The organism is Vibrio sp. D404a (assembly GCF_030248535.1).
Taxonomy (GTDB): domain Bacteria; phylum Pseudomonadota; class Gammaproteobacteria; order Enterobacterales; family Vibrionaceae; genus Vibrio.
On record NZ_JAHGAJ010000019.1, the window covers coordinates 259,281 to 284,818 of the forward strand.

Below are 25,538 nucleotides of genomic sequence, written 5' to 3' on the forward strand. Positions count from 1 at the left end.
CAGAGGATGTTCAAATTCAAAGCTTGGCGAAATTAAATCAAGCACGAGACGTCTCCTGCGATTGAATCGAGACTCGGTTTTGGTGTTGCTTCATCCAATGAGTCGCTTTAGTGATGATCTCTTTGCGCTGTTCAAACGTCATATAAGTACTGGGATTGGTTAGGCTCTCTACCCAAATTTTTGATGCTGCATCCTTGAAGATTGCCGGCGCTTTCTCGGGCAAGTAGTCATCAAGCAGAGTTAAAGCGCTCTCACCATAAATGCTCGCATTACGTGAATCTAGGTAACGAAGCACGGTTTTCAGCACCTCAAAAACGCGTTTCCCAGACGTTTTATCAGCAGGATCAAGCTGAAGTAGAGCGTCTAGCGCTTCTTGGCGGTAACGGTTATTCCAACGATAGACGGCATAACGATATGCCGCATAGACCAAACCGATCACTAGAGCGATACCTAAGATTTTCCAACCCAACGTTTGAGGTAACCAGCTAACGCTTTCCGGCACCACGACATCTTGAATATCACGTAATATGTAGGTGCTTGGCGGGGTATGTTCAACAGACATTAGCGCCCTCCAACCAGTTTTTGAAATTGAGAGACGTGTTGCCCTGATGTATCGACTTCAATGTAAGGCAGATGTTTGATTGCCATCAGCTTGGCAAGAGACTGCTTTTGTAAGGCTGCTTTTTGCGACAAACTTTCGCTCGCAGCGGTCACCTTGCTTTGGCTGTCCAAGTTCAGCTGGAATCGGCCATCGCCCACTACCCACTTAGCCGCCGCTAGGTTCTGTGGCAACGCTTGCTCTAAAGGATCGCTGACCATAATGGCCAAGACATCGTTGTGTTGCTGAAGTTGCTGTAAACGGTCGAGGTGTTTCTCTTCGCAATCTCGCCAATCACTGATAAAAATCAGCGTTGATTGCTTAAGCCCCATACGATTAATTCGTTCAATCCAACGGCTAAATGTCACTTCGCTACTATCATGAACTGCAACATCAAGGCTTTGGTTAGCTTTAACTAGATTCTTAAGCTGCGAAAGAAGGTCATTTTGAGAACGCTGCGCCTTGCTGTGAAATAGAGCTTGGTGAGAAGCGATCAGATAACCAACACGATCGCCATCTTTCAGTACACGCCATCCACATATTGCCGCCAATTCCGCAGCAACCACCGATTTCATGACCGATTGAGAGGCGAAGAACATAGAGCTTCGTTGGTCGACACAGATCATCACATTGCGGTCTTTCTCTTCCGTGTAACTGCGAACATGAGGCTTGCCTGTTCGCATCGTCACTTTCCAATCGAGATTTCGAATGTCGTCGCCCAGTTGATAGTGCCTTAGCTCTTCAAAATTCAGCCCGCGTCCACGAAACAGGGAGTTATGACGGCCAGACAGCACACTGCCTGCCTTCAAATGAGGGAGTAAAGTGAACGACTCTGCTTGAGCTTGCAGTCGAACCAGCTTGGCATAATCGCAATACAGCCGAGGATCTAACCCTTGTGACTGTGGCGCTTGAGTTGGCTTAGCCATAACGCCTCCCGATTAACCAATCTCTACCGCATCAAGCAGCTCTTCCACCACACGTTGGTGGTCAACGCCATCCGCCAACGCATCATAAGAGAGAGAAAAACGGTGCCCTAACACAGTAGGAACCATAGCGCGAACATCATCGATTGTGACGTGGTCACGTCCTTGAAGCCATGCATAGGCTCTGGCGCATTTATCAAGCGCAATAGAAGCACGCGGACTTGCACCAATTTCTAGCCATTTAGGTAAATTCGATTCACTGTAACGCTCTGGTTTTCGCGTCGCCATAACCAGTGCCACAATGTAATCTTCAACCAATTCAGACACGGTAATGTCAGGCAGTTGGCGTCGTGCTTCAATGACCAGCGCTGGCTCAATATGTTCAGGGGTAATCAACTCGGAGCTGGTTTCGCTGCCAAGCTCTTCACTGCGTACCAAACGAATAATGTCACGCTCAGCGGCATCTTCTGGGTAATCAACCGTGACCTTCATGATGAAACGGTCCATTTGCGCTTCTGGCAATGGATAGGTGCCCTCTTGCTCGACAGGGTTCTGAGTTGCAAGCACCATAAAGAGTTCAGGTAAGACGTGTGTTTGACCGCCCACCGTAATGGTGCCTTCTGCCATCGCTTCGAGTAGCGCCGCCTGTACTTTTGCTGGCGCACGGTTGACCTCATCGGCTAAGACAATGCTGTTGAAGATTGGACCGGCTTGAAAGTGCAGCTGAGGTTTGCCATCCACTTCTTGATAGACTTCAGTACCCGTCACATCAGATGGGAGAAGATCGGGAGTGAACTGAATACGACCAAAGCTGGCGTTGAGTAGATTCGAGAGAGACTTAACAGAGCGGGTTTTCGCCGTGCCCGGTAGACCTTCTAACAGGACATGGCCATTGGTTAATAAACCAATCACCAAGGCTCTGACTACGTGACTTTGCCCAATAACACTTTTCTCAGTTTGTTCTATGAGTCGATTTATCGCTTGCTGTGCGTGGTTCATAGGTCATCCTTATCAATTCGATATGCTGTGTACATCCTACTCACAAGCGCTATAACTAATGGTTATAAAGACCATAATTCGCTAAGAAATCGCGACTGGGTTTTGACGTAATAAATCACTTGTTGCCAGTCGCTTACTCTGTTTTCGTGCTCTCTCTTGGCTGCCTTACCTCACCATCTGTTTCAATTGGTTTACCGCATCTGGCGGCGCGATTTTTTCTAGCTGCTGAATACAGGTGTTAAACGCTGGCTTAACGCCCGATTGCATGGAGTTTCGAGCCAGAACTTCGCATTGTGCATAGAGGTGTTGTGGGTTACGACTTGCAGCATATGCGCGCTGCAATGCTTGACCACTGGCAAGTACATCGACTTGCTCTAATGATAGACCATACACATACCAGTACTGTGGATTGGTGTCCGCCATTTCCGCAGCTTGCTTGAGGTACGCTCTCGCCTGTACATAATCCTTTCCTCTTAGTGCTGCTAGTCCCGCGCTATAAGGCAATACGCTTGATTTTGGCTGCGCTTCAATACCTTGCTTTAGCGTCGCCATCGCTTTGGTTTCGTCCCCCATTGCACGGTACAGATCCGCCAAGTTGGCGTAGCTATTCTCAAAGTATGGTTCAATCTTTATCGCGCCTTGATAGTAGCTAATCGCTCTATTGTGCTGCCCAAGATCTCGATACACGTTACCCAAGTTAGTTCGTCCAAACCCTCTGTCCGCATTGAACTCTTGTATTTCGATATATTCAGCCAAGGCTGGTTTAATCAGGTCTTTCTGCAGCGGGTTCATTTCTCTCCAATAACGAACCAAGGCACCTGCCGCTTCAGTACGTACCGAGAGTACTGAATCCTTTAGCAGCGGTTCTAATATTTGCCAACGGTCACTGAATTCATAACCTGACGAACCCGCAACCGCACCCAGACGTATCATCTCGTTGTCATGCTTCACCGCCCTCGCTAATGAGATAAGCGTGTTTTGACCCGTGTTACCGGCCATACGCTCAAGGCTCGAAGCTCGAATAATGTTACTTAAGCTAGAGTCTTGCGCTGAATACGCCAGAGCATCTACAGCGCCTCGGTGCCCGATCGCATCAGCATAAAACGCCACGGCAAAGTGTTGTTGATTTCGGTATTTAGAGTCTGGGAACCACTTAGCGATTTGGCCATCTGCCCATTGATCTGTTTTGTCTTCGTGACAGCTTGTACACACGTTCGGTGTATCAATGTGCTGACTGATGTCAGGGCGCGGTACATGCCAACTGTGGTCGCGTCGTGGGTCAACCTGCATATACGTCGTCTCTGGCATATGACAGGTTGTACATTGCGATGCTTTTGTGCCAGCTTGGTGGAAAGTGTGTTTTTCGGGTGTGTATTCAGAGGCAATATGACACTGGCTACAGACTGCTTCTTCGGCTATTTTCAGTTCGGCGGTATGAGGATCATGACAATTGGTACAAGTCACTCCTTTCTCAGCCATTGCGGATTGTAAGAACGAGCCGTAAACATAATCTTCATCATAAATCTGACCGTCGTGATAATAGAGCTCTGGAGAGATCAAACTTAGTCGATACTTGTCAAAGAAAGAGCCCTTTACGTGATCGCCCGTTTCATTCAGTTGCGTTCGGCGGCTATGACACTGCGCGCAAGTCTGCACTTGATTGGTATGGATAATGTCTTTCGGTTGAAGTGTGGTATTCCCCTCTTGATAAACCCACTCTTTAACCGCTTGCGATAGGTCTCGATCAAACCCGTAATGACTAGCGGCATCAAAAGGAGCGCCTATTGATTGCTCGTCCCCAATCTCTGATTTATTCGCCATGTCGATATGGTCACTAGCAGGCCCATGACAAGCCTCACATCCGACATTGATTTCTGACCAAGTAGTTTGGTAACGATTCTGCTCTGCGTCGTAGTTTTTCTGCAGGTTGGTTGAATGGCAATCGGCACACATGAAGTTCCAGTTCTGACCGCTGTTGGTCCAGTAAAACTCATCGGTGTTTGTGGTATCGGGATAGAGGTGGAACCAGCGTTGGCCGCCCTCTTCTTTGGTGCGAGAATCCCAAGCGAATGGAATCAGCTGAACTCGTCCATCGTCAAACTCCACCATGTACTGTTGAAGTGGCTCGAAAGCAAAGGTGTAGCTGATTTTATAATCATGAAACTGACCATCAGGCCCTTCTATATGGACCCAATACTCTGCGCCTTTACGAAAAAAGCGATTCTGTTTTCCTTTGTGATCCACACTGACGTCATCAAAATCACCCAAGACCGACTCTTGATCAGCGTGCTTCATCGCCATATCGTGGTGTGAACCTTGCCAAGCTTCAACTTGATCGGCATGGCAATCAATACAAGCTTCAGAACCAACATAGTTCGCAGGTTGTGCGGATACATAACTACTCAAACTCAGCAATAACCCAATGGTGACAGCCCGACAAGCGCGTTTTACGCCACTGACCATTGATACCAACATCGCAGACATAACATTCCTTGTTTAATCTCGCCTATGTTTAATAAGGTAGTCGAAAAAATAACGTTAATACAATTATTTAGTTAGTTCCGCATGAAATATTGTGACTTATCTTGAACGAAAAAAAAGAGCCCCGAAGAGCTCTTTTCTATACGCTGCACTCGCCTACTTATTATGGCTTTCCTGAAGTTTTTCCATTACCTGATCCAGACTGAAGCTAGCGGCTTTTTGTCGTGGTGGATACTCAGCAAAGGTTTCCAAGAACTGACCAACGTATGCCTGAGCTGGAACGAACATGTATGCGTGATCCAACAACCAATCATAATAGGTGTTCGAGGTGATGTCAGCGTTTTCATATGGGTCCATGCGGAGGTTGAACAACTTAGGTAGACGTAACGTCACAAAAGGTTCAGCCCAAATTTGCATGGTACCGGTAGCACGCTGCTCCATGAATACCGCTTTCCAGTTGTTGTAACGAAGTGCGGCTAGATCACCATCATCTGTGAAGTAGAAGACCTCTGCACGACGACCTTTTTCTTCTTCACCCGTTAGATACGGCAGGAAGTTGTAACCATCAAGGTGAAGTTTGAATGTCTTGTCGCCAGCAGTATGACCTTTAAGAAGTTTCTCTTTGATCTGGTCATCACCAGCAGCCGCTAGGAAAGTAGGCATCCAGTCCATGTGGTGCATGATTTCGTTGGAAATGGTTCCCGGCTCAATCTTACCCGGCCAACGGACCATAGCTGGTACACGGTATGCACCCTCCCAGTTTGTGTTTTTCTCACCACGGAATGGCGTTGTACCCGCATCTGGCCATGAGTTCATGTGAGGGCCATTATCGGTCGAGTAGAACACAATGGTATTGTCTTTAATGCCTAGGTCATCCACTTGTTTGAGCAGTTGACCGACGTGTCTATCGTGCTCAACCATGCCATCAGCGTAATTACTGATGCCGGTTACACCTTTACTATCTGGCTGCACGTGCGTTCTGAAGTGCATACGTGTCGCATTCCACCAAACGAAGAAAGGTTTGTCGGCTTTAACAGCACGATCCATAAAGTCGAGTGCCGCGTCTAACGTTTCTTCATCCACCGTTTCCATACGCTTACGCGTTAGAGGACCGGTATCTTCAATTTTGCCGTCAGCGAAGGATTTAATGACACCACGAGGGCCAAACTTCTTACGAAACTCTGGATCTTTTGGATAATCTTCATTTTCTGGCTCTTCTTCAGCATTTAGGTGGTAAAGGTTGCCAAAAAATTCGTCAAACCCGTGCGCTGTTGGAAGAAATTCGTCTTTGTCGCCAAGGTGGTTCTTACCAAACTGCCCCGTCATATAACCCATGGGCTTGAGCAGTTCTGCAATAGTCGCGTCTTCAGCCTGCAAACCGATGTCTGCCCCGGGCAAACCTACTTTACTCAAACCTGTTCGGAGAACACTTTGCCCCGTGATGAAAGTAGAACGCCCAGCGGTACAAGACTGCTCTGCGTAATAATCAGTAAACATCATGCCTTCTTTGGCGATACTGTCGATGTTAGGCGTTTGATAACCCATTAGACCAAAAGTGTAAGCACTAACATTGGATTGCCCTATGTCGTCCCCCCAAATAACTAAGATGTTGGGCTTTTCAGCCGCAATCGTCGATGTTGCAGCTAGCATCGCGGAACCCAATATTGCTAGCCGACGTTTGACACCATATCTCGCTGTCATAGAAACCTCTTCTTTGGTTGTTTGCGTCCTGCCCTAAAACATATAGTTCAATATTTCAGCAATAGCGAGATTCGATAAACTATTAATTAAATTGTCATTTCCTTCTAATTTGACCATAAAAATAGATGGCTTTTTACGTGCTCGCCTTTGACTCGGATCACATTAAACATCTATCCCCTACAATCAGACCACCAGAAAAAATCATATAAAACAATGATTTAATACCACCACATAACAAAAGGTTATAACCACTATAAAAGGACAGAACCGATTTTTGAGATTAATGTTCGCCCATCGATGTGTTGACTTAACGCATTATTTTTAAAAGTAAATCGGAGTCCTTATGGGTACTAAAATTAATAAACTAGCATTAGGTGTTGGCTTATTAGCAGCTTCTTCAGCGGTAACCGCAGCAGAAAAGCCGAACATTCTTGCGATCTGGGGTGATGACATTGGTGTATTCAACATCGGTGCATACAACAACGGCATGATGGGTTATGAAACACCAAACATTGACCGTATTGCGAATGAAGGTGCATTGTTTACTGACCACTACGGTCAACAATCATGTACTGCGGGTCGTGCTGCATTCTTGACTGGCCAAGAACCTTTCCGTACAGGTCTACTGACTATCGGTATGCCGGGTTCTGACCACGGTATTCCAGACTGGGCTCCAACGATTGCTGATCTACTGAAAGAACAGGGCTACATGACGGCTCAGTTTGGTAAGAACCACATGGGTGACCAAGATAAGCACCTTCCTACTAACCACGGTTTTGATGAATTTTTCGGTAACCTTTACCACCTGAATGCGGAAGAAGAGCCAGAAACGTACTACTACCCGAAAGACCCTGAGTTCCGTAAGAACTTCGGCCCTCGCGGTGTAATCAAGTCAACGGCTGACGGTAAGATTGAAGATACTGGCCCTATGACGCGTAAGCGTATGGAGCACGCAGATGAAGAGTTCCTTGAAGAGTCTCTGGCCTTCATGGAGAAAGCAGTGAAAGCTGACAAGCCTTTCTTTATCTGGCACAACACCACACGTATGCACGTTTGGACTCGCCTACAAGAGAAATACCAAGGTAAATCAGGCATCAGTATCTACGCTGACGGTATGCTAGAGCACGACGATCACGTAGGTGTGCTTCTAGACAAGCTGGACGAGCTGAAAATCGCCGACAACACGATCGTTATCTACTCAACGGATAACGGTGCAGAAACTGTATCTTGGCCAGATGGTGGTGCTACTTACTTCCACGGTGAGAAAGGCACAACTTACGAAGGCGGTATGCGTGTACCTCAACTTGTTCGCTGGCCTGGCGTAATCAAACCGGGTACTAAGATCAACGACATCATGGCGCACCAAGACTGGATCCCTACTCTTCTAGCTGCCGCTGGCGATGATAAAGTTGTTGAGAAACTGGCGTCTGACGACGGTGCTCGTTACAACGGTAAAAACTGGCGTGTTCACTTAGATGGCTACAACTTCCTACCATACTTTGAAGGTAAAGAAGAACAAGGCCCACGTGACAGCCTGCTTTACTTCTCTGCAAACGGTGAGTTAAACGCAGTTCGTTGGAATGACTTCAAGATTTCATTTGCGGTAATGGACGGTAACATCACAGACGCTGTGCGTTTCCAACCAAACTGGCCTCAAATCGTACACCTACGTGCTGACCCATTCGAAAAAGCACCGCATGAATCTGGCATGTACCTACGTTGGATGGCAGACAACATGTGGCTATTCGTTCCGGTAGGCGGACAAGTTCAAGAGTTTATGGCGACTCTACCTGACTACCCAATGCAGAAGAGCCAAGTATTGAACCCAGGTAACTTCAACCAAGCAGCATACTCACTTCAAGGCCGACTGCAGCAACTTGAAGCTGCAGCGAAACAAGTAAAGTAATCGCTACTCGGAGTTAAAACAGTAAGCCAAAGCAAGCCGTGAGAATCTCATTCTCGCGGCTTTTTTCATTTTTGTGGCTCTGCTGATGCAAGTCTCAAATTCCCCCCCTCTCTGCGTCGTGGCATCATATAAGCGTTCTCAGCCAAACCTCCACAATCCTTACCTTTAACGGGCTAATCTTGCAAGCCCTGTAATATGAAACTAACTTTATAAATAGTTAACATGACTTTTACGTAGGAATAAGCCAATAAGATCATTTCGATGTGAACTTAAACGGCATCCAAAACTTTTCGACTCATCAAAATAAATGTCGTGTTGTTCAGTCATCATTAGATGGAACTAATGTTATGAAAAGCGCCTACCTTGTTGGACTGAGTGTTGTCGTCGTTACCGTGTCAGTGACCGCTTTAGTTTACGACGCTGTTTTTCGATCTGAACATAATGTGCCTGTTTCCCATCTCAATAATGACCGCCACCATGCCGGCGATAACCACACTCATACAGAGCCACATCCACACGCTACTGCTACTGCTACTGCTACTGCTACTGCTACTGTTAGTCAAGCATCTGATAATGCCGAAAGTGACGCTTCATTTTCACAACAGAGAATCACGCCAATACCAAACGATATAGAGATAGACCAAGCTCTCGCCAAAGTGGGATGGATGCTTTTCAACGACCCTAATTTATCTTCTAACCGCAGTATCAGTTGTGCAACCTGCCATCACCTGCAAACCAATGGCGCGGAGCTGATACCTGTTTCCATCGGTGTTAACGGCGCAGGTATGCGTAACTCATTGACGGTATTTAATGCCGCATATAACTACCGCTTTTTTTGGGATGGTCGCGCAAACACTTTAGAGTCCCAAATCGATGGGCCTGTCCATAATACCGCCGAAATGGACTCCAACTGGCCGCTGATCACCGACTATGTAACAACAGCCTCACTGTATAGGCCTCTGTTTTCTCAACTTGGATTAGAGATCAACGAAGCGTCGATTAAATCCAGTTTGGTTGAGTTCATGAAAGCCCTCACCACCCCTAACTCTCCGTTTGATCGCTACCTGCAAGGTGATGAAAACGCAATTGGCGAAAGCGCAAAACAAGGATGGCGAACCTTTCAAGAAGAAGGCTGCATTGGCTGCCATCAAGGCACCAATATCGGTGGTGGAATGGTCATGCGTTTTGGTTACTTTGGCGTCTCCAAAACTGGTCAAGAGAGAAGTGATGACCAAGGGCGCTTTATGTTTACCGGCAAGGCGATAGATAAACACCTATTCCGGGTGGCTAGCCTACGGAATGTGGCGATCACGGCTCCCTACTTTCATGATGGTCAAACTGCATCACTCGAAGAGGCGATTAAGATCATGGGTGAAAGCCAGCTTGGAAAAACATTTGAAGATGAAACTATCGCTCAGATAAAAAGCTTTCTTGAGTCTCTCACGGGGCAGCGCCCTCAGATCTTAGAGGAGTTTGAAAATGAATAAGTTTAAACTCCTCGCCCTGTTCTTTGCTTCAATGTTCCTAGGAATGATTGGCTATATTTCCTTGGCCTATACCGAATATGTGAAAGTCATCAATTACGGTGAACTGACACGTGAACTCGGTCATAAAGTACTAGAACAGCGTGATGTTATTGCCGGTAGTACTATCAATGGCATCTCTAACCCTTACGAGATATCGGCCTGTCTAGTCGATATAGAAAAAGATCTTCAACAGCTCCATCAATCTTATGCCCATTCCGAGATTCATTCTCTGCTTTTCAATGAACTCGAAACGAAAGCGCTGCTAGAGAGCTTTTATTATCGCTCAATGGAAACTGTCGACCAGTTAGATCATATTGTTGGTCATACCGTGGCACGCCAATTTATGCTGCAGTCACTCACCGACTTGTTGATGAGTTCCTCACCCAAGGGGTCACATAACACTACCTATCATGCGCTGCTCTCTAATACCTCGGCGCTAGAAGCCTATCTCGCAGGAGATAACTCATCGGTTACTCCTCAAGGCGCTACCACTTCGATTGAGCCTTTGCTCTCCGCCGAAACCATCCGCCTTGCGAAAACCTTCAACGAAGTAAACCAACAGCACCAAAAGCTGCTCTCACATGCGCTTTCCCCTGAACACATCACCTATCTCGACCATATCGAGCACGGCTTTATGGATCTGCAAGACTACTTAAGCAAGTTGATTGCCAATCTTACAACCGCGCTGGTCATGCTGCTCTTCGCACTCTTTATTAGCATTGCTGTATGGCGTTATTACGAACTAAAAGCCAATACCGAAGCCTATCAAATAGCTGCAGATAAAGCGGAAAAAGCCAACAATGCTAAGTCTTTATTCCTCGCTACCATGAGCCATGAGTTACGCACACCAATGAACGGTGTTCTTGGGATCGCTCAAATCATTAAAGACGACTCCAAAGAGCTCGACACTCGAAAGCAAGCTCAAGTTATCATCGACTCTGGGCAGCACCTTGTGACCATTTTGAATGACATTCTCGACTTCTCAAAAGTCGAACAAGGTAAAATGGAGCTTGAGAGTAGCCCATTCACGATTCCAGACCTTGTAATTCACCTTGATAAAACCCTGACTTCATTGGCTGAAGACAAAGGGATTAAACTGCTGATTAAAAACAACGTACCTGAAAATATTCAATTAATCGGTGACCAAGCAAGAACGCGCCAAATACTGTTCAATCTTGCAGGTAATGCGGTTAAGTTTACCGAAACCGGTAAAGTTGAGCTTGAATTCAACATTAATGATACCTCGCCACCTTCTATTGAAATGTTGGTCTCTGACACAGGTATCGGGATAGCAGAAGACAAAATAGACACCATTTTTTCTGCCTTTGAGCAAGCCGAGCTCTCCACTACGCGTAAGTTTGGTGGCACTGGGCTTGGGTTATCGATTGTGAAACAGCTGGTCGAACTAATGGGTGGCAATATCTCCGTATTTAGCCAACTCAATGTAGGCACCCAGTTCGCCATCACCATTCCATTTGAACTCGAAGAAGTAGAGCATCAACAGCAGCAGACAACCACCGAAGCGCATGGCTTAGTACTGAACAACTTCACCGTATTGCTGGTGGAAGACAATAAGATCAACGCGATGGTGATTAAAAAGTTCTGTGAATCACTCGATCTCTCAGTCGACAACGCTTACGACGGATTACAAGCACTCGACAAACTAAAACAGCAGTCGTATGACTTGGTGATCATGGACAACCATATGCCGAAGATGAGTGGTATTGAAGCCATTCGAAACATTAGACAAGAACTCAAGTTAGAGACGGTCATCTTTGCCTGTACTGCGGACGTATTTAAAGAGGCCCATGACGAGTTTATCGAGTGCGGAGCCAACTTTGTTCTCACCAAGCCGTTACAGAAAAACAGCTTACAAAACGCGATCTATCAGTTTGAAGACCAGTTTCAAGAGAATCGCGAGCGCCATGCGTGCGACAATGAAGCCGCTATCCCATCTAATGTCACTCGTTTGATTCGTTATCCGAAAGATAAACTCCCAATGACAGAAGAAGAGCTGTCACGAAGCGAGTTGCTGTCTAACAATAGCCTCTCGTACCAAGATAAAATTGATTGCCTACAGTCGTTAGAACACGATCTTGAGGTTCAAATTGATGCATTGATTGAGGTATTTACCCATTCACAGCCTCAGGAGCTCGGTCCTATCATACAAGCCATCAAAGGGGTGTCATCGGAGTTCAATATGTCCGAAATTCTGGCACTCATTACACAAGCAGAGCAAGATTTAGACGCTGACCAAATGCCCCCAGTAGAGCTATTACAACAGACAATAAACCGCTTAATGGTCAACAGCCACCAAGCGAAGCGCCTCATTGATAAATACCAACATCAACTCAAAACAGGGTAAGGAGACGCCGATGAAATGGAGTGTCAATATTAGCGATTCGAGCTTGAGCGTTTACCTTGCTTTAATTGCAACCATTGTTTTTGCTGTTGATGTTCACTTACCCCTAGGTATTGCTATGGCGGTTCCCTATGTTACCGTCATCGCACTCTCTTTGATTCAACGAAAGCCGGATTTCACGCTGATTTGGGCGATGCTTTGTACCGTACTCACAGTCGTTGGTTATTTTTTCTCGCCTTTGGGTAATGATGCCTGGTTTGCCGTATTCAATCGTCTTATCACCCTATACGCGATTTGGATCGTTACCTTTGCTTCCATTCAAGTAATGAAACGAAGCCAAGCCGATCGCACACCCTCTCTTGAAGAGTCCACCGACCTTGATACCGCACTCAGTAATGCGAGTGATTACACAACCGACTCCATCGCTATCATTGACAGAGATGGGAATATCTGTTCGATCAACGCCTCATTCAGCCAACTGTTTGGGTATAGCTTACATGATGCTAAAGGGAAGAATATTAGCCGCCTACTGCAAGGCAAGAACACAGACATCACCGAAGTCAAGCGTGTATCAGAAGCAATCGAACACCAACATGCAATAGAAAGCCAGATTGAGCACTATCATAAAAGCGGCCATCCATATTGGGTAGAGCTGTCTGTGAAACCCATTTTCAACGATGAAAAATTTGAACACCTTGTATGTATACAAAGAGACATCACTAAACAGAAACAGCTCGAACAAGCGCTAGAAGCCAAAGTGACTCAAGCCAATCTAGCCACTCAAGCGAAAACTCAGTTAATGCACCTAATTTCAAGTGAGTTAACCAAACCTACACAAGATCTCGACAAACTGGCGCAGAAAGTCATGCTCAGCGAAGAGTTAGACGCCGCACAGAAATTGGGCAAGCAGGTCGCACAGTCTAGTCGTCTACTCCAAGCATCGCTTAATTACGTGATTAAACTCGCTCATCTAGATAACGAAGAAATTACACCACACCCACAGCGACACAATATCTCAAGCTATATACTCCATAAAAAAGAGGTCATCGAGGGGTTAGCTCACGGCAACGGTTTAACATTGGAACCTAAAATCTCCCTGCCCGATCACTGCCAAGCCATGCTGGATGAAAGCTTAATTGACACCATTATCGACTTTTTTGCACTCAGTGCTGTGTCTCAATTGCAAGGTGGAAAGCTGCGCTTTGAAAGTGGTCTGTCAGCCAGCAACCAAGTATCTGCAAACAATCAGGATCAACTTCTGCTCGTTTGCTTTACTTTTGAAGACAACGGAATCATCACCAAGCAGCTATCGTTAAATGGCACAACAGCGACCAATGCCGACACATTAGATCAAAGCATCCACACCGGTTATAAAGTGATTGAAAAAGTACTGCGAGCAGTTACAGGAGACATAAGCTACGCGCTATCAAAATGCGGTCACACTCAGATAGATCTCCAGCTGCCGATAACAATCGTCGAGTCCCACCCTCCTACACAAGATGCTACAAAAGCTCCGCAACAGACACAGACACAAACAGGCAATGAGGCCCAAATCCTGATAGCAGAAGACAACAAGGTTAACTATATCGTGTTGGCAAAACTGCTTAATAAGCTGGGCTATGAAAAGATCGACCACGCAGAAGACGGTGTGAAGGCTGTTGAAATGGCCAAAGAAAAGCAATATGACATCATTCTAATGGATCATCATATGCCTAATATGACGGGCTTAGATGCTACGGATAACTTGCTGAACCAACTTAAGATTGCCAGCAAGGTCATTGCTTGTACTGCCGATTTATCACCCCAAGTTCGAGCACAATTCATTGAGGTGGGTGCAACCGATGTTATCTACAAGCCAGTTAAGAAAGAAACACTACTTGAAGCTTTGTCTTTGTTAACAAGCTCTAACAGCAACGTAGAAAATAGCCTAAATAACAAAGGCGTAGCTTAAAAAATCAAGATATGAATAGAGCAAAATCACAAATTGACAATTCTATTATTTGGTCTATTTTTAAAGCTCATGCAGAGGCTATTCCTCAGCGCAAATTGTACTTCAGACTTAAGGACACAAGATGAAATACATAATTATTGCTCTCTTTGCTCTTGCACCTGCTATGACGTTCGCCTCCTCTTTGGCAACGCCCTATGTCCCGTGCTATGTCAACGGTGATTACGTGGGTAATATGGAGATTCCGATTTGTAAAAAGGATAACGGTTACTTCTATCTAGAATAACCGTAACAGTGAGTGGCTAGCCGTTCGGTCACTCATCACTCATTTATTTCAGTTACGTTAAAATTCCGCAAAATCTTCTAAAATTCAGAGACATCGCTTGAACTCAGCGCGCTTGCATGCGATTGTAAATTCTTCTTCCCAAACAACTTGCCCTATTATGAAAACGACACAAAAGATTGCCTTAATCTCTGCAATGTTAGCGGCTCCTTTCGCTTCTGCAGACGTTGAAATTAAAGTCCCATCTAGTGTGGACATCTTAGCCGTCAATGAAAGTAAACCAGACCTCGATGGTGGACTTTTCTCATCGCACAAAACGATGACACTTCCTGATGGTCAAAATCAGATCGTATTCCAATATCAAGTCGCTTTCGATCAAGGTAACGATCGCGAGTTCATCGACAGTGACACCATCATCGCAACCTTCGATGCAAGCAACACGACACTGACATTCAATATGCCTAAGTTTCGTAATGTCAGTGCGGCAAAAGAAGGCATGAAGGATCTTCAATGGAGCTTGGTTGACTCAGACCAACAGACGGTCGCTGTTAAAGAAGATACCTTAGTGAAGAAAGGTATGCAGATTGGTCGAAATTACCCAACAGAATCGGCTAACTACAATAAGGAAGGTGGCGTTGCGGCACTGGCTGCGACAACAAGTGCAGCTTCTATAGCCACTGTTAATGCGGCAGCGGCAAACACACCCGTTCAGCCGGTTACCCTGCCTGCAAATGTAAAAGCGTCAGACAACACAGCAGAAGAGATGCTTTACTTTTGGTACGAGAAAGCCGACGACGCGACTAAGCAGCGCTTCAAAGAGTTTGTGAATAAGTAGCCATAATAAGTGCGTGATGTTCAAAAGTGCACTTAGCTAGGGTTTACAACAGAAAAAGGTTCACAATAGAAAAAGCTTCAAAATAGAAAAGCTGGTTTGGTACCAGCTTTTCCTTTTCTATACATCTCTAATTTCGCCATCAATCCTTGTTGGCCACCCTAATCGTTCATACTCTAACGCGAGCATGTAAGCGCAACGCTGTGACACTGTCGCCTTTATCCACACACCGATACCACAGATCTTATATTCCAATACAGACATTCTCATTTTTGCCCCTTTTATAATAACTCTTGATTTTGTAAATCCATTTATGGAATACAAACGTTATAACAAGCCTATGTATGAGTCTGTTCCAAAAAGAACATAAAACAGTAATTGCTGATATAAATATTATTTACAATTCATGCAGCACTGAGTATTTACATCGGAAGGGTTCCGCAACATTAAGTTCATTGGTGAAATGCGCTGGTACAGCACATCAAAGTCAGAAATTATCACCCTGCCCCGATGGGTCGTAATGCCATTAACTTTTTCTAGATTCTTCAGAACTTCATTCAACCGCGGGCGCGATATACCTGTGATACTACTGAGTTGGCTCTGGGAAACATCAATTCTCATGACGTTTTCACTACTAGCATGTTGGCGCGCCGCAAGCTCTAACAGAACATAAATGGTCTTTTGCTCTTTCTCATGAATGGAAGTTAAAAATGCCTGCATCCACACTGAATGGATCTTTGTGGCGCAATGAAGTAGCCACTTAAAAACTTCAGGCTCTTGCTCTGCAAGTTGCTGAACCTTCGAGCGAGGAAAGTGAATCATGGTTACCGGGGCGACTTCCTCTGCTATCGCGAAAAGCTGGTAATCCTTGTAGATGGCAAGTGCACCAATCCAATCACCACACCCCACAACACCACCAACCATATTACTCATGTTCTCGGTCGAGAAACAAAGGCCAGCGGAGCCCTTCATGATGTAATAAACACCTGGGATATTTTGGTATCTTTTTGTGATTTCTAGAGCATCGATTCCATGCTTGAGTATGGCGATACGTCTTAGCTTTTCGAGTACTGAGTTTGAAAGCTCACACGGCCAATTGATCTGGTCAAAAAGATACGCATCTATCACGGTAGGCTCCTAAGAAGCAACGAAGTCATTCATCCAGCACCGAAGCGCTGAGTGCGAAAACTAGCAACCTCCACCGTTAGCAACAACCGTAAATCTACTGCAAAATATTGGCCCTCAGAATCGTGGCGGGATTAAACGAATCTCTTCTCCATGATAAAGTTATTCAGAGTTTGACCTCTCACTTCAATGGTTTGTTCTTTCACAACAATGAACCCAAAGTGCTCGTAGAAGGGGCGCGCGGTAATACTAACCTCGGAAAACACACGCTCTAACTGGCGTTGCTCTGCTAAATTCAATATATGAGTCATGAGTTGGCGGCCAACGCCCATCCCTTGATAGTCGTGATGGCAAAAGAAATGATCGATCAAACCGCTTTCTTGAAGGTCTGTATAACCCACAACTACACCATCTAACTCCGCAACAAAGGGCTTTAGTTTCTCCAATTTGGAGTGCCACACCTCCATTGAAAACTCAGACGGTGCCCAAGCCTCGACTTGAGCTTGGCTATAGTGGCGAACATTGATCTTTCTGATGGTATTAAAAAACAGCGACCATAATTGTGGCGCGTCTTCAGTTCGATAATCTCTTATCTTCATCTTGTTAATCCCTTACGTAACTTCTGAGTCAATTATAGCTTTTGGCTCAATTGTAGCTTTGGGGTCAATTACAGCTGCACGACATCCGAATGCCCCACTCTCGCCGACTCGTGATAAATATCCGCCAAATAGGTTGCTAGCTCCGACTCTTGAAGTTCGCTCGGAATCACCACATCGTAAACACGAGCACGCATTGAAGTATCGGACTCTTTAAACAATAACCACTCATCGTGTTTGCGTTGAATCGACATCTTCTGCCCATAAACATTAAAATAAAGAAACATACGGTCGCCTCTCGTTTGTCACACTGCGTTCAATCTAGTGATAGAAAATAGCAAGCCAGACTGTCGGTTCATCACTCGCCGTGCGCAACACTTTATGCTTTTGGTGCGCTTCGATATTGATGTAATCGCCGGGGTTTAAAATAACCTGTGATCCGTGTTCAAAGCCAAGCACACCTTGTCCGCTCAATACCAACACCCACTCATTTTCATCTTGGTCATACCAACTGCTCTCTGGGGAGCTTTGACCTTTAGACACGATGCGTTCAATTCGTACGTTTGAAGTCGTAATGATGTCTTCAAATATCTCGTTGGGGATATCTTTCGGGATGTTTGAAAATAGGTTCGACATAAGCTCTCCATGAATTGTCGATGCTGACCAACATAAATCAAAATATGTCGGCCACTTTGATGATGCCTTGTTTACCAGCAGAAGTCGTGAGTTAAGCGAGTTCACCTTTGCTCGGTATTAGTGACTTTTGATTACCGTTTCAAGTTCTACTCTTTGACGATCGCCGTAAATACCTTCATCCGTTCTTACGCCACAACTTACGATCATGGTTATTTGGTCGCTATCACGCAGACCAAGCAGTGCCTTCACTCGTTTTGAGTCAAAGCCTTCCATTGGACAGGTGTCGTAACCTTTTTCGCGCATCGCATACATAAAGGTCATTGCGGCCAGAGAGACGCTTTTGTGCAAGCAGACACGCACATCACTTTTACTCACTTCTCGTACCATAGGCTTGTTGCGGCCTAGCCACCAGCTATAGATCTTTCGCACTACACCACGAATACCTAGAGCATCATTGTTGTACACCATAGGGATCAATGTTTCGTAGTATTTAAGTGCGCGTTTCGCTGCGGCATCTTCACGACCTTCAAACGCCTCTCGTACTTTCTGCGCGTTGCGTTGTGCACGCTCTTTCCAGTTGTGGGTGGTCGCCACAAATACAACCAGTTCATTGGCTGTCTTCGCTGCATTCTGACCCATGCAGTACTCAGCGAGACGCTCACGTTTCTCTGAGCTTACGACACGATGAAACTCCCACATCTGCATGTTGCTGCTGTTTGGGCTGAGCGTAGTCAACTCTAATGCATGGGCGACATCATCATGATTAAACTCTGCATCCGCGTCATACTTTCTGACTGAACGTCGTGAATTGACGATGTTTTCAAACGATGAAGAAGATGAATTTAACGTTGAAGAAGAGGCTTCTGTAGACATGTCTTACTCACAAATAGGTTGGCTCATAAGGAGCGCTCAAAGGGCAAAGTCCAGATCATACTGAATACAAATAGACCTGCAACTCTAATTCCAAGCCCATTTCCTTTATTTTTCTTTTGCTTGTACTAATCCAAATCACGTCACCCTTACGTACTAATGAGAAAAATAATATTAAATACAGAATTCGGATAGCGCTTCTACTGAACTCTGCATAGTCTTTATTAACTGCAATTGTTGAACCCAAAGGCAGATTACAACGCGATTGTGCTGCTTGGCAGCTGAGAATTGGCCACTTAGCGATACGACTTCACACTTCCAAGGAAACAGTGATGAGCTTAATTCAAGATCGATGGACACCGAAAACCGTACTCACCTCTCTGATTTTAGCAACCGCCCTTTTCCCTCTCGCCCAAGCGACCGCTAATGATGAGCAGTTCGAGATTGGCAAACAGAAAGCCAAAGTTTGCATGACTTGCCACGGCGAGGATGGCATATCAACTCAAGACCCGTACCCAAATTTGCGCGGGCAGAAGATGGGCTATCTGATCTCGTCACTCAAAGATTATCAAACACGCGAGCGTACCAGCGGCCTAGCCGTACTAATGCAACAACAGGCCGACGCACTCTCCGATCAAGATATTGAAGATATTTCCTACTTCTACTCACAACTCGGCATTGAAAAATAACCTCAGCGGGAGCTTGTTATGGATAACGTGACAACGCAATACAGTGTGAAGGTTGTTAAGTACTTCATCCTTGCGTCTTTTATTTGGGCCATCTTAGGCATGGTGATTGGCGTCATTCTCGCAGCGCAGCTTTATTGGCCTGTTCTAAACTTCGACTCGCAGTATTTTCAGTTTGGTCGATTACGCCCGCTTCACACCTCTGGTGTCATTTATGGCTTTGTGGTCAACATTTTGATGGGGACATCGCTCTACATCGCACAGCGCACTGGACATTGTGCTCTATTTAATAAGAGTTTGGCTTGGATGGTATTTTGGGGTTGGCAACTCGTTCTACTACTCGCCTTAGTTACCCTGCCTGCTGGCTATACCACTTCCAAGGAGTATGCGGAACTCGAATGGCCGATTGACCTCTTGATTGTCTTGGTTTGGGTTCTTTATGCAGTGCTATTTTTCGGCACCATAGCCAAACGCAAGGTTGGTCATATCTTTGTGGCGAACTGGTTTTTTGCCGCGTTCATTATCGTGATTGCGATGATCTTCATTATCAATAATCTCGCCATGCCTGTCTCTGCCATGAAGTCCTATTCAGTATTCGCTGGGGCTCAAGATGCGATAGTTCAATGGTGGTGGGGACACAATGCCGTTGGGTTCTTGCTCACCGCCGGTATTATCGGCATGAACTACTACTTCATCCCTAAAGCTGCCGACAGACCAATCTACTCTTACCGTTTGTCGGTGATCCACTTCTGGGGTTTAGTTGGCTTTTACACATGGGCAGGTACCCACCATCTCATCTACTCTTCCGTACCTGTTTGGGTTCAAAACATCGGTATCGTGATGTCACTCATTTTGTGGCTTCCTTCTTGGGCGGGCGCCTTTAACAGCGCCATGACGCTGCTGCAAAACAAAGAAAAGCTCAAAAACGACTACATCCTTTTGTTCTTCTTCTCTGCCATTCTCTACTACTGCTTAGCCACGTTTGAAGGACCGCTACTCGCGATACGATGGTTCAATATGCTGGCTCACAATACCGAATGGGTGATTGGCCACGTTCACTCTGGGGCTTTGGGTTGGGTAGCCATGTCTGGTATCGCCGTCTTCTACTACTTCATACCCCGACTGTGGAATAAAACCGAGTTATGGTCTCCAAGGCTACTCAAGTGGCACTTTTGGCTCGCACATGCGGGGGTCGCCCTATACGCCATCGCTCTCTGGGTGGCGGGTATTGGTGAAGGCTACATGTGGCTGACTCAGAACGAAAATGGCGAGCTGGTTTATAGCTTCATTCAAGCTATGGACTTCAAAGCGCCTTGGTTATTCTTACGCTTTTTCGGTGGTGCACTGTTTGTTCTTGGGCTGCTGCTGATGGCGGTCAACCTTTACAAGACCGTTCGAATGCCGAACACGCTTGTAGCAAAGGAGGCATAGATTATGAGTAAAGACTTCACTCAATCGGTTTGGATTTTGATCCTTACAACCGTGGTGGTTGCCTCCTTTTCGCTACTGGTTTGGGTGGTTCCCAACATCGTGCGTACCGATGATATCGCCGAAGGCAGTTTGGCAAAACCACTGACCGCACTGCAACTGGCAGGTCGCGATATCTACATCAGCGAGGGATGTCACGTCTGTCATACACAGATGGTGCGCCCACTTGATCCAGAGGTAAAACGCAACGGTCGAGCCAATCAAGAAGCGGACGACATCTACGAGTTCCCAAATCTTTGGGGCTCAAAACGTACCGGTCCCGATCTCACTAACCTAGGGCGAAAATACTCGGATCAATGGCACGTCATCCATCTCATCGATCCAAGACAAGTGGTGCCGACCTCGATCATGCCCGCTTACCCTTGGTTATTCGAACAAACCCTTTCTGGCGATGACATAGGCGACAAGATGTTAACGCTCAGAGCATTAGGCGTGCCGTACACAGATAGCGAGATCAGTGAAGCGCGACTGCAAGTCCGAGGGAAAACCAAAGCTGAAGCCTTGATTCGCTATCTACAAAGCCTCGGTCAAGATACAGCACAGGAGGTATCGCCATGAGTACATTCTGGAACTTATGGGCCATTATCTGCACCCTTGTTTTCTTTGTTTTAATGGTTGCGGTTGTGGTCAAGTACTGGCGCAGCAATCATCAAGCTGATCATGACCATACCGTCGGAACCTTTGACAATATCGAAGAGAAGGATGCTCCGCCGCCCAAACTACTGTTTGTGAGCTATGCCATCGCCTTTTCCATATCTGCGGGTTACTTGGTTCTGTATCCGGGCATGGGCGAATGGCAAGGGCTCGTCGATTGGCAACAAAGCGACGACAAGCTTAGCTCTCCTACTACGTCGCTAGACCAACAAATGCGAGGCCAGACTCAAAAGGACTTAAACACCCTAGCGGCTATCCCTGAAATTGTCGCCAGCGGCAGAATCTTATTCCAGACGCACTGCGCAGCCTGTCACAGAGACAATGCCCAAGGTCAGAAGCATTTTCCAAACCTAATCGATCAAGAGTGGTTATATGGGGGTGATGATAACGCCATCATTCATTCTATTGCCAAGGGAAGAAATGGCGCGATGCCGGGTTGGAGTGAGATCCTTCGCCCAGACGAAATTTCTAAGATGTCGTACTACCTTGCGTCTCTGAATCAGCGTCACACCGATGTTCCGCAGGTTAAAGTCGATCTAGGGAAAACGCTCTTCATAACCAACTGTGCCTCTTGTCATGCTGATGGTACCGTAGCGAACCCAGCAACAGGGGTTCCGGATCTCTCAGACAGTATCTGGCTTCACGGAGGGAGTATTGAAGAGATTGAACACACGATAAATTACGGTCTCAACAACTTGATGCCCGCCTTTGAAGGACAACTTACTGATAACGAAATTCTTGCCCTAGGTGCATACATTCGCTATTCCGAGCAAGAAGAAGTAGACAGGTTAGCAGCCTTAAAAGCAGAATCGGTTGAGAGAGGTGAATATCTTGCTCACGCTGGGGACTGCGTCGCCTGCCACAGTGCTGAAGGGGGTGAACCCTTTGCCGGAGGTCTTCCATTCGTGACGCCGTTTGGCACGGTTTACTCCACTAACATCACCCCTCACGCCAGTGAAGGTATTGGTCGCTACGACTTCGACAATTTCCGTGATGCGTTAGTGAAAGGGAAAGGCAAAGCCGGATACCTCTACCCTGCAATGCCCTACACTTCTTACCAATACCTAACTGACCAAGACATGGTTGATCTATGGGAGTACATGCAGTCCATCCCAGCGGTGTCTCGTCGTAATGATGACAACAGCATGATGTTCCCATCCAACATTCGTCTTGGGTTGCTAGGTTGGAACATTGTCTTTATGGACACAGATCCTATCGATTACCAAGTGCCAGAAGCGCTTAAAGAGAGCGTCGACGATGTAGAGAAATGGCAGCAAGGTAAGTACTGGGTCGCTGGTCTTGGCCACTGCTCTGAATGCCACACCCCGAGAAACATCGCCCAAGCCTTGATTCCTGAGCGCATTTTCCAAGGTAACCTAATCGATGGTTGGAACGCGCCAGATATTACGGCGAATGAGCTTTTCATTGATGGGTGGGATGAGAAAACACTGACCGACTTCCTCCACACTGGGCATTCAGATAAAGGGACCGCTTTCGCGGGTATGGCAGATGTGGTTAAGAATAGTCTGAGCCTGATGACCCGCGAAGATATCGAGTCGATGTCTTACTACCTACTTCAAGGCGATACCAACAACTTTATCGCACCTGACGCCGTGCAACTTCAACCAAAAGGTTTTGATGAGGAAGCATATCAATCTGATATCTATGTCACCTATCGTCAAACATGTGGGGCTTGTCATGGGGAAGACGGTAAGGGCCGTGACCCTATCGCTCCGACACTGCTCAATAACGGGATTATCATGCACAGTGATCCATTTAACACCGTTGCAGTCACAGTGCGCGGTTTGCAGCCGACCTACCTCGATAAGGATAGAAACTTTATGCCTATGGCGAGTTTTGAAGAAGTGCTCTCGGACCAGAGCTTGGCAGAACTCATCACCTTCGTTCGTAAGAAATTAGGGGATCGACATGACCCTGTCACGCCTGAGTATGTAAGAGAAGTTCGAGAGACATTAGAAGCGGCAGGCTACGCCGGAGGGCTGCACACAACGCCTGATATGTATGATAGACGAGACAACAATATACACATCAAATAGCGCGATTTATTGCCTCAGAAGAACAATCATCCACCAAAGAGACCTGTTTCAGGTCTCTTTTTTACATTATTGAGTCATTATTCATTAGAGATCAATCACTAAAGCTAACGAATATTTAACACATATTGCGATCGGAATCTCAGAAACAATACTACACAGAGTGCATAATGTTTTTATTTTTAACAAATGTACTAAGGACAGTTTATGGATAAATCCACCCTCATTTACAACACCCTTGAAGGTCTATCGTCTGCCGAGCCACAGCAATTGGCTCAAATTCGTCAAGATTTATACAATCAGTTAGGTCTGACGTTTGAGCAACAAACTGCGCTGTATACCAGTGTTTTAGGCCCAGCAGGTGCGGGTAAACTGACAGATTTAGACAATGCGGTACTGTCAGCTTGTAAGATCGTAGGCGAATAAATCATTTAAAATTAATTACAATAAACGCCGACTCTTCCCCCAAAAGCTTTCCCCCTAACGGAATGAAAAAAACGCTGCTGAAATTAGCAGCGTTTTTCATGGTTCAATAAGTCACCGAAACGTTTAATGGTTATTTTGGTAAGTTCTCGATCGATTCAACCATCGTCATCAATTTACCAAGGATGCGCTCACCATCCGCTCTAATCCCATTGTGTTCGTACTCGTTGGTGATCCATGCTTTTGAGCTTGGGATCTTGGCTAACGTTTCACGGCTGTAGTCGAGCTCAACGTACATATCATCCGCGTAGACCGCGCAAGCCATCGGCACACTGTTTTCACTCAACTGTTTTGGTGCATACAAGCTACCCCAATCCGATTTTTCAGCCAGCAGATTTGCCGCTTCTTTCAATGGTTTTAATGTTTCTAGCTGATCAAACATCCACGGGTACACCATCTCTCCCGTAAACCAGAACTCATCACCAGCTTTATAGTTAAAGTGCGGATATTCCTGACGTACTCGATGAGCAGACCATTGTGATGCCGTACCTTGACAATAAATCGATTCATGCAAAATTGCGTAGATTGGATTGGTCAGATACGCCTGCTCTTGCTGCATCTGGTTAAGGAAGCTGTAGCTCAACTGCTTCTCACCTGCTACATCAACAAAAGCATTTTCCAATGTGAAGTACATTGGCAGATTAGCTTCACCACCACCTAGGTTAATACCGACCAGTTGGAACTGCTCAACAGTGAAGATTTGACCATTTGGTAGTCGCACTTCATTAGTTAAGAGATGATCGGCAATCTCACGACACAGGGTTTGCGCTTGAGGGAATTGAGCAAAGAAGGCTTTGTTCTTGTCCTCAACTCGCTTGTATGTCGCTCGGTATACATCGTCAGCTTCACGCTCAATCGATGGGATGCCGCCAGTAACATAACTACGCAATAAACTTTGAGGGAATAGAGACAGATACGTCAGGGTACAGAAGCCACCGAAGCTCTGTCCGATGGTCGCCCATTGCTTGACGCCTAGTTGCTCACGAATCGCTTCTGCGTCTCGTACGATATTGTCAGCACGGAAATGGCTTAGGTAATCGGCTTGTTGCTGTGGCTCAAGGTGCGCCAATGTTTGGTGACTGATCACCGAGCTGTTACCTGTGCCGCGCTGATCAAGCAGCAAAACACGATATTGTTGTAAGGCACGTTTCACCCAACCCGACTCACCACTCATTCTTGGTGATGGGAAACCAGGGCCGCCCTGAAAATACACTAACCAAGGTAGATCTTGTTGGTCTTTGGCTAGATCCACCAGCTCACGAGCAAACACCTGTATTTGCTGCCCTTGAGGGTTCTGATAATCGAGAGGAAGTTGAAAATTGTGTTGACGATATAGAGTCGTTCCATCAATAAATTGTGCCTGCACGCAAATATCCTTTATCTGTAA

At 46.1% G+C, this 25,538-nt stretch carries 23 protein-coding genes; 11 read left to right on the forward strand and 12 right to left on the reverse strand.

Going from position 1 to position 25,538, the window contains the following annotated elements; all coding sequences use genetic code 11:
* Window positions 1–37 precede the first annotated feature (37 nt).
* From KI655_RS12830 to KI655_RS12850, 5 genes are all read right to left on the reverse strand, one after another.
* On the reverse strand, window positions 38–562 hold the full coding sequence (locus tag KI655_RS12830) for a DUF4381 domain-containing protein (protein WP_285405512.1): 525 nt from the start codon (window positions 560–562) through the stop codon (window positions 38–40).
* A complete protein-coding gene (locus KI655_RS12835) occupies window positions 562–1,524 on the reverse strand; it encodes a DUF58 domain-containing protein (protein ID WP_285405514.1) in 963 nt (320 codons plus the stop codon). The genes KI655_RS12830 and KI655_RS12835 overlap by 1 nt, the downstream gene beginning before the upstream one ends.
* A gap of 12 nt (window positions 1,525–1,536) precedes the next feature.
* Window positions 1,537–2,520, reverse strand: coding sequence for a MoxR family ATPase (locus KI655_RS12840; RefSeq protein WP_285405515.1), 984 nt, complete (start codon window positions 2,518–2,520; stop codon window positions 1,537–1,539).
* A gap of 165 nt (window positions 2,521–2,685) precedes the next feature.
* On the reverse strand, window positions 2,686–4,983 hold the full coding sequence (locus KI655_RS12845; RefSeq protein WP_373417266.1) for a multiheme c-type cytochrome: 2,298 nt from the start codon (window positions 4,981–4,983) through the stop codon (window positions 2,686–2,688).
* A 174-nt stretch (window positions 4,984–5,157) separates the two neighbouring features.
* Window positions 5,158–6,702 (reverse strand): arylsulfatase, encoded by a 1,545-nt coding sequence (locus KI655_RS12850; RefSeq protein ID WP_285405518.1) that lies wholly within the window; start codon window positions 6,700–6,702, stop codon window positions 5,158–5,160.
* Window positions 6,703–7,045: 343 nt separating this feature from the next.
* Between KI655_RS12850 and KI655_RS12855 the strand changes: the two genes are divergently transcribed.
* From KI655_RS12855 to KI655_RS12880, 6 genes are all read left to right on the forward strand, one after another.
* Window positions 7,046–8,608 (forward strand): arylsulfatase, encoded by a 1,563-nt coding sequence (locus KI655_RS12855; protein ID WP_285405520.1) that lies wholly within the window; start codon window positions 7,046–7,048, stop codon window positions 8,606–8,608.
* A gap of 347 nt (window positions 8,609–8,955) precedes the next feature.
* Window positions 8,956–10,095: a cytochrome-c peroxidase gene (locus KI655_RS12860; RefSeq protein ID WP_285405521.1), complete on the forward strand. Its 1,140-nt coding sequence runs from the start codon at window positions 8,956–8,958 to the stop codon at window positions 10,093–10,095.
* Window positions 10,088–12,499: an ATP-binding protein gene (locus KI655_RS12865; RefSeq protein WP_285405522.1), complete on the forward strand. Its 2,412-nt coding sequence runs from the start codon at window positions 10,088–10,090 to the stop codon at window positions 12,497–12,499. Before KI655_RS12860 ends, KI655_RS12865 begins: the two co-directional genes overlap by 8 nt.
* Window positions 12,500–12,509: 10 nt before the next feature.
* The gene (locus KI655_RS12870; protein ID WP_285405524.1) at window positions 12,510–14,447 is read left to right on the forward strand and encodes a response regulator; all 1,938 of its coding nucleotides are present in this window, start codon (window positions 12,510–12,512) and stop codon (window positions 14,445–14,447) included.
* A 121-nt stretch (window positions 14,448–14,568) separates the two neighbouring features.
* Window positions 14,569–14,730 (forward strand): hypothetical protein, encoded by a 162-nt coding sequence (locus KI655_RS12875; RefSeq protein ID WP_285405525.1) that lies wholly within the window; start codon window positions 14,569–14,571, stop codon window positions 14,728–14,730.
* 157 nt (window positions 14,731–14,887) lie between these two features.
* Complete coding sequence (locus KI655_RS12880) at window positions 14,888–15,562, forward strand: DUF2057 family protein (protein ID WP_285405527.1); 675 nt, start codon at window positions 14,888–14,890, stop codon at window positions 15,560–15,562.
* Between the two features lie 117 nt (window positions 15,563–15,679).
* On the opposite strand, the gene KI655_RS12885 is transcribed toward KI655_RS12880, so the two are convergent.
* The 6 genes from KI655_RS12885 to KI655_RS12910 all read right to left on the reverse strand — a co-directional run bounded on the left by KI655_RS12885 (window position 15,680) and on the right by KI655_RS12910 (window position 18,789).
* Window positions 15,680–15,829, reverse strand: coding sequence for a hypothetical protein (locus KI655_RS12885; protein WP_285405529.1), 150 nt, complete (start codon window positions 15,827–15,829; stop codon window positions 15,680–15,682).
* 123 nt (window positions 15,830–15,952) lie between these two features.
* Window positions 15,953–16,687, reverse strand: a complete 735-nt coding sequence (locus KI655_RS12890) for a Crp/Fnr family transcriptional regulator (RefSeq protein WP_285405531.1) — start codon at window positions 16,685–16,687, stop codon at window positions 15,953–15,955.
* 131 nt (window positions 16,688–16,818) lie between these two features.
* Window positions 16,819–17,283 (reverse strand): GNAT family N-acetyltransferase, encoded by a 465-nt coding sequence (locus KI655_RS12895; protein WP_285405533.1) that lies wholly within the window; start codon window positions 17,281–17,283, stop codon window positions 16,819–16,821.
* Window positions 17,284–17,351: 68 nt separating this feature from the next.
* The gene (locus KI655_RS12900) at window positions 17,352–17,567 is read right to left on the reverse strand and encodes a hypothetical protein (RefSeq protein ID WP_285405535.1); all 216 of its coding nucleotides are present in this window, start codon (window positions 17,565–17,567) and stop codon (window positions 17,352–17,354) included.
* A gap of 34 nt (window positions 17,568–17,601) precedes the next feature.
* A complete protein-coding gene (locus tag KI655_RS12905; protein ID WP_285405537.1) occupies window positions 17,602–17,916 on the reverse strand; it encodes a cupin domain-containing protein in 315 nt (104 codons plus the stop codon).
* Between the two features lie 117 nt (window positions 17,917–18,033).
* Window positions 18,034–18,789, reverse strand: a complete 756-nt coding sequence (locus tag KI655_RS12910) for a nitroreductase family protein (protein WP_285405539.1) — start codon at window positions 18,787–18,789, stop codon at window positions 18,034–18,036.
* A gap of 329 nt (window positions 18,790–19,118) precedes the next feature.
* On the opposite strand from KI655_RS12910, the gene KI655_RS12915 reads away from it, so the two are divergent.
* From KI655_RS12915 to KI655_RS12935, 5 genes are all read left to right on the forward strand, one after another.
* Window positions 19,119–19,475 carry a cytochrome c gene (locus KI655_RS12915; protein ID WP_285405541.1) on the forward strand — a complete coding sequence of 119 codons (357 nt, stop codon included), beginning with the start codon at window positions 19,119–19,121 and terminating at the stop codon, window positions 19,473–19,475.
* An 18-nt stretch (window positions 19,476–19,493) separates the two neighbouring features.
* Window positions 19,494–20,903 (forward strand): cytochrome-c oxidase, cbb3-type subunit I, encoded by a 1,410-nt coding sequence (gene ccoN, locus KI655_RS12920; protein WP_285405543.1) that lies wholly within the window; start codon window positions 19,494–19,496, stop codon window positions 20,901–20,903.
* Window positions 20,904–21,518 carry a cbb3-type cytochrome c oxidase subunit II gene (locus KI655_RS12925; protein WP_285405705.1) on the forward strand — a complete coding sequence of 205 codons (615 nt, stop codon included), beginning with the start codon at window positions 20,904–20,906 and terminating at the stop codon, window positions 21,516–21,518.
* Entirely contained in the window at window positions 21,515–23,671 is a 2,157-nt protein-coding gene (locus KI655_RS12930) for a c-type cytochrome (RefSeq protein ID WP_285405545.1), read from the forward strand. The genes KI655_RS12925 and KI655_RS12930 overlap by 4 nt, the downstream gene beginning before the upstream one ends.
* Before the next feature lie 204 nt (window positions 23,672–23,875).
* Complete coding sequence (locus KI655_RS12935; protein ID WP_285405547.1) at window positions 23,876–24,094, forward strand: PAS factor family protein; 219 nt, start codon at window positions 23,876–23,878, stop codon at window positions 24,092–24,094.
* A 130-nt stretch (window positions 24,095–24,224) separates the two neighbouring features.
* Here the strand turns inward: KI655_RS12935 and KI655_RS12940 are convergent, their stop codons facing one another.
* Window positions 24,225–25,517, reverse strand: a complete 1,293-nt coding sequence (locus KI655_RS12940; RefSeq protein WP_285405549.1) for an alpha/beta fold hydrolase — start codon at window positions 25,515–25,517, stop codon at window positions 24,225–24,227.
* Between the last annotated feature and the right edge of the window lie 21 nt (window positions 25,518–25,538).